13 protein-coding genes are annotated in these 12,874 nt (G+C 62.2%); 10 read left to right on the top strand and 3 right to left on the bottom strand.

Annotation, left to right across the window (positions count from 1 at the left end):
* Position 1: 1 nt before the first annotated feature.
* The 3 genes from hycC to hycA all read right to left on the bottom strand — a co-directional run bounded on the left by hycC (position 2) and on the right by hycA (position 2,965).
* A complete protein-coding gene (hycC, locus tag LGM20_RS05470) occupies positions 2–1,828 on the bottom strand; it encodes a formate hydrogenlyase subunit 3 (RefSeq protein WP_044524505.1) in 1,827 nt (608 codons plus the stop codon).
* Positions 1,825–2,433, bottom strand: coding sequence for a 4Fe-4S dicluster domain-containing protein (locus LGM20_RS05465; RefSeq protein ID WP_023290796.1), 609 nt, complete (start codon positions 2,431–2,433; stop codon positions 1,825–1,827). The genes hycC and LGM20_RS05465 overlap by 4 nt, the downstream gene beginning before the upstream one ends.
* Positions 2,434–2,515: 82 nt before the next feature.
* Positions 2,516–2,965, bottom strand: a complete 450-nt coding sequence (hycA, locus tag LGM20_RS05460; RefSeq protein WP_004205645.1) for a formate hydrogenlyase regulator HycA — start codon at positions 2,963–2,965, stop codon at positions 2,516–2,518.
* 210 nt (positions 2,966–3,175) lie between these two features.
* Here hycA and hypA point away from each other — a divergent pair, with 210 nt between their 5' ends.
* From hypA to LGM20_RS05410, 10 genes are all read left to right on the top strand, one after another.
* The gene (gene hypA, locus LGM20_RS05455; protein ID WP_004205644.1) at positions 3,176–3,520 is read left to right on the top strand and encodes a hydrogenase maturation nickel metallochaperone HypA; all 345 of its coding nucleotides are present in this window, start codon (positions 3,176–3,178) and stop codon (positions 3,518–3,520) included.
* A gap of 3 nt (positions 3,521–3,523) precedes the next feature.
* Positions 3,524–4,396, top strand: coding sequence for a hydrogenase nickel incorporation protein HypB (hypB, locus tag LGM20_RS05450; RefSeq protein ID WP_023290798.1), 873 nt, complete (start codon positions 3,524–3,526; stop codon positions 4,394–4,396).
* Positions 4,387–4,659, top strand: coding sequence for a HypC/HybG/HupF family hydrogenase formation chaperone (locus tag LGM20_RS05445; RefSeq protein ID WP_002914934.1), 273 nt, complete (start codon positions 4,387–4,389; stop codon positions 4,657–4,659). Before hypB ends, LGM20_RS05445 begins: the two co-directional genes overlap by 10 nt.
* Positions 4,659–5,780 (top strand): hydrogenase formation protein HypD, encoded by a 1,122-nt coding sequence (gene hypD / locus LGM20_RS05440; protein WP_044524508.1) that lies wholly within the window; start codon positions 4,659–4,661, stop codon positions 5,778–5,780. The genes LGM20_RS05445 and hypD overlap by 1 nt, the downstream gene beginning before the upstream one ends.
* Positions 5,777–6,787, top strand: a complete 1,011-nt coding sequence (hypE, locus tag LGM20_RS05435) for a hydrogenase expression/formation protein HypE (RefSeq protein WP_044524509.1) — start codon at positions 5,777–5,779, stop codon at positions 6,785–6,787. The genes hypD and hypE overlap by 4 nt, the downstream gene beginning before the upstream one ends.
* Before the next feature lie 235 nt (positions 6,788–7,022).
* Positions 7,023–9,095 carry a formate hydrogenlyase transcriptional activator FlhA gene (gene flhA, locus LGM20_RS05430; RefSeq protein ID WP_044524510.1) on the top strand — a complete coding sequence of 691 codons (2,073 nt, stop codon included), beginning with the start codon at positions 7,023–7,025 and terminating at the stop codon, positions 9,093–9,095.
* Positions 9,096–9,406: 311 nt separating this feature from the next.
* A complete protein-coding gene (locus LGM20_RS05425; RefSeq protein ID WP_044524511.1) occupies positions 9,407–10,324 on the top strand; it encodes a metal ABC transporter substrate-binding protein in 918 nt (305 codons plus the stop codon).
* Positions 10,321–11,142, top strand: coding sequence for a manganese/iron ABC transporter ATP-binding protein (locus LGM20_RS05420; protein ID WP_044524512.1), 822 nt, complete (start codon positions 10,321–10,323; stop codon positions 11,140–11,142). The genes LGM20_RS05425 and LGM20_RS05420 overlap by 4 nt, the downstream gene beginning before the upstream one ends.
* Positions 11,139–11,987: an iron/manganese ABC transporter permease subunit SitC gene (gene sitC, locus LGM20_RS05415; protein ID WP_023290804.1), complete on the top strand. Its 849-nt coding sequence runs from the start codon at positions 11,139–11,141 to the stop codon at positions 11,985–11,987. Before LGM20_RS05420 ends, sitC begins: the two co-directional genes overlap by 4 nt.
* On the top strand, positions 11,981–12,835 hold the full coding sequence (locus LGM20_RS05410) for a metal ABC transporter permease (RefSeq protein ID WP_044524514.1): 855 nt from the start codon (positions 11,981–11,983) through the stop codon (positions 12,833–12,835). Before sitC ends, LGM20_RS05410 begins: the two co-directional genes overlap by 7 nt.
* Positions 12,836–12,874: the final 39 nt, after the last annotated feature.

Genomic DNA, 12,874 nt, shown 5'->3' with positions numbered 1-12,874 from the left:
CTCAGGCTCCTCGGGAAATGACAATCACCACCAGCACCGCCAGCTCAACCAGCGCCATTGCGCGCAGCAGCGCCGGCGCAGAGGCCGATTGCCAGCCCGGCACCAGACGCACCGGGTTCAGCCAGTGACGCAGCTTCAGCAGCGGCGCAAAGGCCTCTTTCACCGGCATGGCGAAACCGTGGGCGGTAACCACCATCGACTGTTCGTGATCGTAGCCGCAGACCCAGGCCGCGCCGCGCGAGCGCGCCGCCAGGCGATCGCCTTTAAAGAAGATCATCAGCAGGAACGGCAGCAGCGGGCAGGCGATAAGCAGCAGCGCGATCATCGGCTGCGACACCACGCTCGACACCTGGGCCTGCAGCGGGAAGGCGCCGCTCACCAGCGGCAGCAGCCACGGCGCGGCAATGCCGCCAACGAGGCAGAAGACCGCCGCCATGACCACGCTCAGGGTCATCAGCCAGGGGGCGCAGGTGGCGTTTTCCGCCTCTTTGCTCCGCGGCGCGCCGAGGAAGGTGACACCATAGACTTTGGCCATACACATCACCGCCAGCGCGCCGGTGATCGCCAGGCCCACCGCCAGCAGCGGCCCCAGCAGACGGCCAATAAACAGGTCGCTGGTACTCATTTTGAAGAAGGACTGGTAGATGACCCACTCGCCGGCGAAGCCGTTCAGCGGCGGCAAGGCCGCCATCGCCATCAGCCCCACCAGCATGGCGAGGGAGATCAGCGGCATTTTTTTACCGATGCCGCCCAGCTTCTCGATATCGCGATGGCCGGTGCGGAACCACACCGCCCCGGCGCCGAGGAACAGCGTAGTTTTGAACAGGCTGTGGTTAATCAGGTGATACATGCCGCCGATGAAGCCCAGCACCATCAGCGTGCTGTTGCGGGTGGCTACGCCGGTGACGAAGGCGCCCAGCCCCAGCAGGATGATGCCGATATTCTCCAGGGTGTGATAGGCCAGCAGGCGCTGAATGTTATGCTCCATCAACGCATACAGCCCGCCGATGAAGGCGGTGATCATCCCCAGCACCAGCAGCATCACGCCCCACCACAGCGGCGGCACGCCGCCGGCCAGCGAAACGGTTAACATGCCGTACAGACCGACCTTCATGACCACAGTGGAAAACAGCGCGGCGGCCGGCGCGCTGGCCCCGGCGTGAGCCTGCGGCGCCCAGCCGTGCAGCGGGATCGCCCCCGCCAGCAGGGCGAATCCCGCCAGCCCCGGCAGCCACAGCAGCGGGTTCTGCATCATATCCACCGCCTGGAGATTGATCTGCGCCAGCTCGAGGGTGCCGTAGGTCGACCACACCAGCCAGCAGGTCCATGCCATCAGCAGCGTGCCGAGACGACCCAGCGCAAACCACAGCTTACCGGAGGCGGCGCAGCCGGTGAGAAACGCCGCGCAGAGCGCCATGATCTCCGCCATCACCACCAGCGAACCGATATTGGTCACCACCACCGCGCAGGTGGCGGCGGCCAGCAGCAGGTTGACCAGCAGGCCGTTGGCCTTCACCTGCGGGTGGCGATGCCAGCTAATGTTAAACAGCGACACCGGCAGCGCCGACAGGCCGATGGCCAGCAGCCACAGGGCATTGACGCCGCCCACCCGCATCGTCAGATGGAGAAACTGCAGCATGCCGCCGTGGATCCGATCCGGCATCAGCAGCGCGGCGCCGCCGGCAACCACCAGCATAGCGCTGGCCACCGCGCCGCCGATCCCGGCAATGGCGCCGCTGAGCGGTTTACGCATGGCAAACACAAAGGCCAGCACGGCGCTGGCGGCGTACCACGTCACCGCCTGATTGACTAATCCAATTACACTCATTCCCTCTCCCCCTGTTGCGCCTGGAACAACGACAAGTCGCCAAGGTCGGTATTAAAGGTCAGCTGGCGTTTACGCTTGCTGGCCTGGGCGATATCACGGCTATCCACCAGCATCAGCGCTTTGGTCGGACAGGTCCGCACGCAGGCCGGGCCCTGGTCATCGAAATGGCAGAGGTCGCATTTCACGGCAATGGCGCGCACGCCCGGCACCCAGTCGAGCAGCGAGCTGACGCGGGCTGGCGCCGGCGGCGCGGGGGGCGCCAGCCGGGTATTAGCATTGGCCGGAATATCCAGCGGACGGCTGCCGGAAAATTCGATCGCGCCAAACGGGCAGGCGATGCCGCACAGTTTGCAGCTTACGCACAGGCTCTCGTTGAGCTGGACGGCGCCATCGACGCGCTGGATGGCGTTTACCGGGCAGACAGCGGCGCAGGGGGCGTCTTCGCAGTGGTGGCACATCTGCGGTGCCGATTCTTTTTCATTACGCATCACCTGCAGCCGCGGCATAGCCTGCAGGCCGTGCTGGCGATGCGTCTCAGAGCAGGCGGCTTCGCAGGTGCGACAGCCGATACAGACAGTGGAGTCAGCAATTACAAAACGGTTCACCGGGTCATCCTCGGGTGAAAGTCACTTTTGACGAAATCAGGTTGCGCAGGTGTCATTTTCGACACGTGTCGACACCTTGCGATCAGTGGGTCAGGGCCAGATGGCTTAAGTCCACCGGTTGGTCTTGCTCCATGGCGTCGTACAGACGGTCATAGACGGTGGCGATAATCGCCAGATAATGCTCCAGCACCTGGTCGCGGGAGCGGTTGCTGATCCGCCCGTCCACCGTGCCATCCGCGGCGAGCGTGGCCTGAGCAATCAGATACTTATCACCGCCGCCTTTGTTTTCGACGTAGTATTCGATGGTGTGGCTGTTGAAGCCTTCCGCCAGGGCGACGAACACCTGAAAATGGCCGAACAGCACGAAGCACAGCTCTTTGTCCGGCGCGCAGCTCATCGCGTGATGCAGGCGGGCTTTCGACAGGGTGATCCCCTGAACCAGCGAGTTACAGTAGATATGCCACTGTTCCTGCTGCTGCCGGTGACGGTCGGCGATGTAATCCGCCTTTTCACTTATTTCCCAAATAGTCATATCGGTTTCTCCGTAGCATGAGATGCACCGTCTAAGCATTTTCCGTGCCACATTTTATTTATTTGATTTAATTATGTTTTTATATTTATTCCCTGCCGACGCGACATGTCGATGACAGCCCGGGCGCGTCGTCATCGACATGTCCTGCCGCCACGAGCCCTTTCTGGCACCGTTATTGCATAAAAGGCGCATCGCGATACGGAGGCGACTATGCACGAAATCACCCTCAGCCAGCGGGCGCTGGAAATTATTGAACAACAGGCGCAGCAGGCCGGCGCGCGGCGGGTGACCGGCGTGTGGCTTAAGGTGGGAGCATTTTCCTGCGTGGAAGCCAGCGCGCTGACCTTCTGCTTTGAGCTGGTCTGCCGCGGCACGCTGGCGGAGGGGTGCGAACTGCATATCGCCGAACAACAGGCTGAATGCTGGTGCGAACGCTGTCAGCAGTACGTCCATCTTGTCTCGCAGCACGTCCGCCGCTGCCCGCACTGCAATAACGACCAGCTACAGATCGTGGCGGATGACGGCTTACAGATTCAGCGTTTAGAATTGGAGTAAATTATGTGTACAACATGCGGCTGTGGAGAAGGCAACCTCTATATTGAAGGAGACGAACGAAACCCGCATTCCGCGTTCCGCAGCGCCCCCTTCGCGCCCGCCCCACGCCAGACGATGACCATCACCGGCGTAAAAACCGACCACTTCGCCCCCACCCGCACGACAGAGGGCGATCTGCATTACGGCCATGGCGAAGCGGGGACTCACGCCCCGGGCCAGAGCCAGCGGCGCATGCTGGAAGTGGAAATCGACGTGCTGGATAAAAACAACCGTCTGGCGGCGCGCAACCGCGCGCGCTTTGCGGCGAAGCAGCAGCTGGTGCTGAATCTGGTTTCCAGCCCCGGCTCCGGCAAAACCACCCTGCTCACCGAAACCCTCACCCGGCTGAAAGGGCGTGCCGACTGCGCAGTGATTGAAGGCGACCAGCAAACGGTCAATGACGCCGCCCGCATTCGCGCCACCGGCACCCCGGCGATTCAGGTCAACACCGGGAAAGGCTGCCATCTCGACGCCCAGATGATCGCCGACGCCGCCCCGCGCCTGCCGCTGGCTGACCACGGCATTCTGTTTATTGAAAACGTCGGTAACCTGGTCTGCCCGGCGAGCTTTGATCTCGGCGAACGCCATAAGGTGGCGGTGCTGTCGGTCACGGAAGGCGAAGACAAGCCGCTGAAGTATCCGCATATGTTCGCCGCCGCCAGCCTGATGCTGCTCAACAAGGTCGACCTGCTGCCGTATCTCAATTTCGACGTCGAGAAGTGCCTGGCCTGCGCCCGCGAGGTCAATCCGCATATTGACATTATCCTCCTCTCCGCCACCAGCGGCGAAGGCATGGATCAGTGGCTCACCTGGCTGGAGACGCAGCGATGTGCATAGGCATTCCGGGACAAATTTGCGCCATCGACGGCGTGCTGGCGAAGGTGGAAGTCTGCGGCATTCAGCGCGACGTCGACCTGACGCTGGTGGGCGCCGTTGACGAGCAGGGCCAGCCGCGTCTCGGCCAGTGGGTGCTGGTGCACGTCGGCTTCGCCATGAGCGTGATTAATGAAGCCGAAGCCCGCGACACTCTCGAAGCGCTGCAAAATATGTTTGACGTAGAGCCGGACGTCGGCGCCCTGCTGTACGGCGAGGAGCGATAATGCGTTACGTTGACGAATACCGCGCCCCTGAGCAGGTCATGCAGTTGGTGGCCCATCTTCAGCAGCGTGCCCATCTGCTGCCGCACACCGCCGCGCGACCGCTGCGCATCATGGAGGTCTGCGGCGGTCATACCCATGCCATTTTTAAGTTCGGTCTCGACCAGCTGTTGCCGGAGAATATCGAATTTATTCATGGGCCCGGCTGCCCGGTGTGCGTCCTGCCGATGGGGCGCATCGACGCCTGCATTGAGATTGCCAGTCGTCCGGGGGTTATCTTCTGTACCTTCGGCGACGCCATGCGCGTTCCGGGCAAAAACGGCTCACTGCTGCAGGCGAAAGCCCGCGGCGCCGATGTCCGCATCGTTTATTCGCCGATGGACGCCCTGCGGCTGGCGCAGCAAAACCCGCAGCGTGAAGTGGTCTTTTTCGGTCTCGGTTTCGAAACCACCATGCCCGCCACCGCCCTCACCCTGCGTCAGGCGCGGGAGCGCAACGTCGATAACTTCTTCTTTTTCTGCCAGCACATCACCCTGCTGCCGACCCTGCGCAGTCTGCTGGACCAGCCTGACAACGGTATCAACGCCTTTCTCGCCCCCGGCCACGTCAGTATGGTGATCGGCACCGAAGCCTACGGCTTTATCGCCAGCGACTATCATCGCCCGTTAGTGGTCGCCGGTTTCGAACCTCTTGATCTACTGCAAGGCGCGGTGATGCTGGTTGAGCAGACAATAGCGCAGCGTAGCGAGGTGGAAAATCAGTACCGCCGCGTAGTGCCGGATGCCGGCAACCCGCTGGCGCAGGCGGCGATGGCCGACGTGTTTCGCCTTGATGGCGACAGCGAATGGCGCGGTCTGGGGGTCATCAGCGACTCCGGCGTGCACCTCACGCCGGCCTATCAGCGCTTCGATGCCGAGGCCCATTTCCGCCCGGCGCCGCAGCGCGTGTGCGACGACCCGCGCGCCCGCTGCGGCGAGGTGTTGACCGGCCGCTGTAAACCGCACCAGTGCCCGCTCTTCGCCAGCACCTGCAATCCGCAAAGCGCCTTTGGCGCGCTGATGGTCTCCTCGGAAGGGGCCTGCGCCGCCTGGTATCAATATCGCAGTCAGGAATATGAAGCATGAAAAGCGTCCAGTTAGCCCACGGTAGCGGCGGTCAGGCAATGCAGCAGCTGATCGGCGACCTGTTTATGCAGGCTTTCGCCAACCCCTGGCTGGCGGAGCAGGAAGATCAGGCGCGTCTCGATCTGGCGGCGCTTGCCGCCCAGGGGGATCGTCTCGCCTTCTCCACCGACAGCTATGTGATTGACCCGCTGTTCTTTCCCGGCGGCAATATCGGCAAGCTGGCCGTCTGCGGTACCGCCAACGATGTGGCGGTCAGCGGCGCCATCCCCCGCTATCTTTCCTGCGGGTTTATTCTCGAAGAGGGGCTGGAGATGGCTACCCTGGAAGCGGTGGTCGCCAGCATGGCCGATACCGCCCGGGCGGCAGGGATCGCCATCGTCACCGGCGACACCAAAGTGGTACCGCGCGGCGCGGCGGATAAGCTGTTTATTAACACCGCCGGCATCGGCGCCATCCCGGCAGACGTTCGCTGGGGGACGCAGCAGATCAGCGCCGGCGATGTGCTGCTGGTCAGCGGCACGCTGGGGGATCATGGCGCCACCATCCTTAATCTGCGCGAGCAGATGGGGCTCGACGGCGCGCTGTCCAGCGACTGCGCGGTGCTGACGCCGCTGATCCAAACCCTGCGGCCGCTGCGCGGCGTCAAAGCCCTGCGCGACGCCACCCGCGGCGGCGTCAACGCCGTCGCCCATGAGTTCGCCGCCGCCAGCGGCTGCGGCATTGAACTGCACGAGGCGAAGCTGCCGGTCAACGACACCGTGCGCGGAGTCTGCGAGCTGCTCGGGCTGGACGCCCTGAACTTCGCCAATGAAGGCAAGCTGGTGATCGCCGTCGCCCGCGAAGAAGCGAAAAACGTGCTGGCGCATATACGGTCTCACGCCCTGGGACGCGAGGCGGCGATAATCGGCGAGGTGGTCGCCCGCCCGGGCGTGCGTTCCGTCGGGCTGTACGGCGTGAAGCGGACGCTCGATCTTCCCCACGCCGAGCCGCTGCCGAGAATTTGTTAACCACGGCGTCGGGTCCCGGATAGCGGCTGGCGCCTTATCCAGGCTACAACACGGCGCGCACATGTAGCCTGGCTAAGCGCAGCGCGAGCCGGGAAAAGCCAGCATGATTATCCCGCCCAAACCAGCGGGCGCCCACGGATGGGTTAAAGCGGCAATAACCGCTTTATTAACATACTATTATTTGTACCATCATTTTCTTATGCGCCGCGTTGCCGGCGCGTTTTGGATGTAAGCCATGTCGTATACACCGATGAGCGATCTCGGCCAGCAGGGTCTGTTTGATATCACCCGGCTTTTATTACAGCAGCCCGATCTGGCTGCGCTGAGCGAAACCCTGACCCGCCTGGTGCAACAGTCCGCACTGGCCGACGAAGCGGCCATTATCCTGTGGAATGCAGGCAACCACCGTGCGGCCAGATACGCCTGCGATGAGGCAGGCCAGCCGGTGAGCTATGAAGATGAAACCGTGCTCGCCCACGGACCGGTGCGCCGCTTACTCTCCCGGCCGGATGCCCTGCATTGCGATCATGAGACCTTTGCCGACACCTGGCCGCAGCTTATCCGCAGCGGGATCTATCGCTCGTTCGGGTACTACTCGCTGCTGCCGCTGGCGGCCGACGGGCGGATCTTCGGCGGTTGCGAATTTCTGCGCCGTGACAACCGGCCATGGAGCGAGAAAGAGTTCCAGCGGCTGCATACCTTCGCGCAGATCGTCGCCGTCGTCAGCGAGCAGATTCAGAACCGGGTCAGCAATAACGTCGATTACGATCTGCTGTGCCACGAGCGCGACAACTTCCGCATTCTGGTGGCGATCACCAACGCGGTCCTCTCACGTCTGGATATCGACGAGCTGGTCAGCGAGGTGGCGAAAGAGATCCATCGCTACTTCCGGATCGACGCCATCAGCGTGGTGCTGCGCAGCAACCGCAAAGGGAAGCTCAACATCTATTCCACACACTATCTAGATGCCAGCCATCCGGTTCACGACCAGAGCGAGGTAGATGAAGCGGGCACCCTCACCGAGCGCGTGTTCAAAAGCAAAGAGATGCTGCTGCTTAATCTGCACGAGCATGACACCCTCGCGCCGTACGAGAAAATGCTCTTCGAAATGTGGGGCAACAAGATCCAGACCCTGTGCCTGCTGCCGCTGATGTCCGGCAACACCCTGCTCGGGGTGCTGAAGCTGGCGCAATGCGACGAACAGGTGTTTACCACCACCAATCTCAAGCTGCTGCGCCAGATCGCCGAGCGGGTGTCGATCGCTATCGATAACGCCCTCGCCTACCGTGAAATTCAGCGCCTGAAAGAGCGACTGGTGGATGAGAACCTCGCCCTCACCGAGCAGCTCAACAATGTCGAGAGCGAATTCGGGGAGATCATCGGCCGCAGCGAGGCGATGAACAATGTGCTCAAGCAGGTCGAGATGGTGGCCCACAGCGACAGCACCGTGCTGATCCTCGGCGAAACCGGCACCGGCAAAGAGCTTATCGCCCGCGCCATTCATAACCTCAGCGGACGAAACAGTCGGCGGATGGTGAAGATGAACTGCGCCGCGATGCCCGCCGGACTGCTGGAGAGCGATCTGTTCGGCCACGAACGCGGAGCCTTCACCGGGGCCAGCGCCCAGCGTATCGGCCGCTTCGAACTGGCGGACAAAAGCTCCCTGTTCCTTGATGAAGTGGGCGATATGCCGCTGGAGCTGCAGCCCAAGCTGCTGCGCGTTCTCCAGGAGCAGGAGTTCGAGCGCCTGGGGAGCAACAAGCTGATCCAGACCGACGTCCGACTGATCGCCGCCACCAACCGCGATCTCAAGCAGATGGTTATCGACAGGGAATTTCGCAGCGACCTCTACTACCGGCTCAACGTGTTCCCGATCCACCTGCCGCCGCTGCGGGAGCGCCCCGACGATATCCCGCTGCTGGTGAAGGCCTTTACCTTCAAAATCGCCCGCCGCATGGGACGCAATATCGACAGTATTCCGGCGGAGACCCTGCGCACCCTGACGCGCATGGAGTGGCCGGGCAACGTGCGCGAGCTGGAAAACGTCATCGAACGGGCGGTGTTACTCACCCGCGGCAACGTACTGCAGCTCTCCCTGCCGGAGCGGGATATCGTCGAGCCTCCGCGGTCGCCAGAGGTCCTGCCTGAGGAAGGCGAAGATGAATATCAGCTGATCGTCCGGGTGCTGAAGGAGAGCAACGGCGTGGTGGCCGGGCCGAAGGGCGCCGCCCAGCGGCTGGGGCTGAAGCGCACCACGCTCCTGTCGCGCATGAAGCGGCTGGGCATTAATAAAGACGAGCTGGTGTAGCCTCGCCTGCTATTTATTTATCATCGCAGGTGTTGCTGGCCGGGCAAGGCGTCGCCGCCACCCAGCACACACGCAGCACTTCCCCCCGAAGACGCCCGGCTTGCGAGCCGGTAAACCGAATACCGCATGTCACCCGGGTCAGCACAATGCAGCCCGGGTTAATTTAAATCCCCGTGACAAAATCGTTCTCGCTCTAATCATTACCCACGTATGCAAATAAGAATTATTTTCATTTGTAAATAGCTTGTGCTATATAACATAGCAATGGCTATAAACGCTGGGAAATTAACCACACCATTGCGAGGGATCCTATGCTGCACCTGACACCGCTGAAATCATTGCTGCTGGCCAGCGCGCTGGCCCTGCTGGCCGCGGCGCCGGCCTCGGCGCAGGAGAAATTCAGGGTTATCACCACCTTCACGGTTATCGCCGATATGGCGCAGAACGTGGCCGGCGATGCCGCCGTCGTCAGCTCCATCACCAAACCGGGCGCGGAGATCCACGACTACCAGCCTACCCCCGGCGATATCAAACGCGCGCAGGGGGCGCAGCTGATCCTCAGCAACGGTCTCAATCTCGAACGGTGGTTTGCCCGCTTTTATCAGCACCTGCAGGGCGTCCCGGAGGTGGTGGTCAGCGAGGGGATCCAGCCGATGGGCATCAGCGCAGGCCCCTATAGCGGAAAGCCCAATCCCCATGCCTGGATGTCGGCAGATAACGCCCTGATCTATGTCGATAATATTCGCGATGCGCTAGTGAAATACGATCCGCCTCACGCCGACACCTATCGCCGCAACGCCGAGGCCTATAAAGAGAAAATCCGCCAGACGATGGCGCCGCTGCAGGCCAGACTGGCGCAGCTGCCGGCGGATAAGCGCTGGCTGGTCACCAGCGAGGGAGCCTTCTCCTATCTGGCCCGCGACTATGGCCTGCGCGAACTGTATCTGTGGCCGATTAACGCCGACCAGCAGGGCACTCCGCAACAGGTGCGCAAGGTTATCGACACCATGAAAAAAGAACAGATCCCGACCATCTTCAGCGAAAGCACCATCTCCGATAAACCGGCGCGTCAGGTGGCGCGCGAAGCCGGCGCCCACTACGGCGGCGTGCTGTATGTCGATTCGCTGAGCGCCGCCGACGGCCCGGTGCCGACCTGGCTCGACCTGCTGCGCGTCACCACCGAAACCATCGTCAACGGTATCCAGGACGGGATGAGGAAACAGCCATGAATACTGCGCAAGCGGGTCTGTATGTCGACCAGCTCACCGTCACCTGGCGCAACGGCCACACCGCCCTGCGCGACGCCTCGTTCAGCGTACCGCGCGGCTCCATTGCCGCGCTGGTGGGGGTTAACGGCTCGGGTAAATCCACACTGTTTAAAGCACTGATGGGCTTTGTGCGCGTCGGTCACGGCGAGATCGCCATCCTCGGCCAGCCGGTCAACCGCGCGCTGCGCCAGAACCTGGTCGCCTATGTCCCGCAGTCGGAAGAGGTGGACTGGTCCTTCCCGGTGCTGGTGGAGGATGTGGTGATGATGGGCCGCTACGGCCATATGGGCTGGCTGCGGCGGGCAAAGCCGCGCGATCGCGAGATTGTCGATGCCGCGCTGGCCCGCGTGGGCATGAGCGAGTACCGCCATCGGCAAATTGGCGAGCTCTCCGGCGGGCAGAAAAAGCGCGTCTTCCTTGCCCGCGCCATCGCTCAGCAGGGCCAGGTGATCCTGCTGGATGAGCCTTTTACCGGCGTCGATGTGCAGACCGAAGCGCGGATCATCAGCCTGCTGCGCGAGCTCCGCGATGAGGGCTGTACCATGCTGGTCTCCACCCATAATCTCGGGTCCGTAAGTGAATTTTGCGATTACACGGTGATGGTAAAAGGCACCGTGCTGGCCAGCGGCCCGACAGAAACCACCTTCACCGCCGAGAATCTGGAGCGGGCTTTCAGCGGCGTACTGCGCCACGTCGCGCTCACCGGTGCGGAAGCGCAGATTATCACCGATGACGAGCGGCCGTTTATCAGCCGGCGCGCGGCGGGAGGCCCACGATGAGCTGGCTGCTGGAGCCGTTTGGCTATCACTATATGCTCAATGCGATGTGGGTGGCGGCGCTGGTGGGCGGCGTCTGCGCCTTTCTCTCCTGCTACCTGATGCTGAAGGGCTGGTCGCTGATTGGCGACGCCCTTTCCCACTCGATTGTGCCCGGCGTCGCCGGGGCCTATATGCTCGGCCTGCCGTTTGCCCTCGGCGCGTTTCTCTCCGGCGGCCTGGCGGCGGGCAGTATGCTGTTTTTGCAGCAGCGGTCGCGGCTGAAAGAGGATGCGATTATCGGCCTGATATTCTCCTCCTTCTTCGGGATCGGGCTGTTTATGGTGTCGCTGAACCCGACGTCGGTGAATATCCAGACTATTATCCTCGGCAATATTCTGGCCATCGCCCCGGAGGATATTATCCAGCTGGCGGCGATCGGCTTTATCTCGATGGCGATCCTGCTGTTGAAGTGGAAAGATCTGATGGTGACCTTCTTCGATGAGCACCACGCCCGCTCGATTGGTCTGAACACCCGCGGCCTGAAGCTGCTGTTCTTTACCCTGCTGGCGGCCTGCACCGTAGCGGCGCTGCAGACCGTCGGCGCCTTTCTGGTTATCTGCCTGGTGGTCACCCCCGGCGCCACCGCCTGGCTGTTAACCGACCGCTTCCCGCGCCTGCTGGCCATCGCCGTCGCCATCGGCAGCCTGACCAGCTTCTTCGGCGCCTGGCTCAGTTACTACCTCGACGGCGCCACCGGCGGCATTATCGTGGTGGCGCAAACGCTGCTGTTCCTCATCACCTTTATCTTCGCGCCGAAGCATGGTCTGTTGGCCAACCGTCGCCGCGCCGGGGAGGCCGCATGCTGAATCTGATCCTGGCCCCGTTCCAGTTTCCTTTTATGGTCAACGCGATAACAGTATCGATGGTCGTTGCCGTGCCCTGCGCGCTGCTGTCAGTCTTTCTGGTGCTCAAAGGCTGGGCGCTGATGGGCGACGCCATGAGCCACGCGGTCTTTCCCGGCGTGGTGCTGGCCTACATTATCGGCATCCCCTTCGCCATCGGCGCGTTTATCGCCGGGCTGCTCTGCGCCGTGACGACCGGTTTTCTCGACGATAACAGCCGCCTCAAACGCGATACCATCATGGGAATTGTCTTCTCCGGCATGTTTGGCGCCGGGCTGGTGCTGTACGTAGCGATCCAGTCCGACGTCCATCTCGACCATATTCTGTTCGGCGATATGCTGGGGATCTCCCTCAGCGATATTGGACAAACGGCGGCTATCGCGCTGATGATTGCGCTGATTATCGGGCTGAAATGGCGGGATTTTTTGCTGCACGCCTTCGATCCGACGCAGGCCAAAGCCAGTGGCCTGCGCGGCGGACTGCTGCACTACGGCATGCTGTGCATGATCGCCCTGACCATCGTCGCGACGCTGCAGTCGGTAGGGATTATCCTGTCGATTTCGCTGCTGATTGCCCCAGGGGCGATCGCGCTCCTGCTGGTACGGCGCTTTATACACGCCCTGCTGCTGGCGGTGGCGGTAGCGGTCTGCTGCTCGGCGGGAGGGGTGTGGCTGGCGTTTTATCTCGATAGCGCGCCGGCGCCGACTATCGTGGTGCTGTTCACCGCGCTGTTTGTGGTCGCCTTTGTGACAAGCACGATCCGGGATAGTCAGAAACAGAAGGCTTCATCACCCATCCCCGGTGGCGGCTAACGCCTTACCGGGGCTGCGCTTGTCCCCCGGCTGCGCGCA

The sequence above is a fragment of the Klebsiella quasipneumoniae subsp. quasipneumoniae genome (assembly GCF_020525925.1).
Lineage (GTDB): Bacteria > Pseudomonadota > Gammaproteobacteria > Enterobacterales > Enterobacteriaceae > Klebsiella > Klebsiella quasipneumoniae.
The sequence above is the reverse complement of the archived record's forward strand: the minus strand, read 5'-3'. Positions and strand labels throughout refer to the sequence as shown.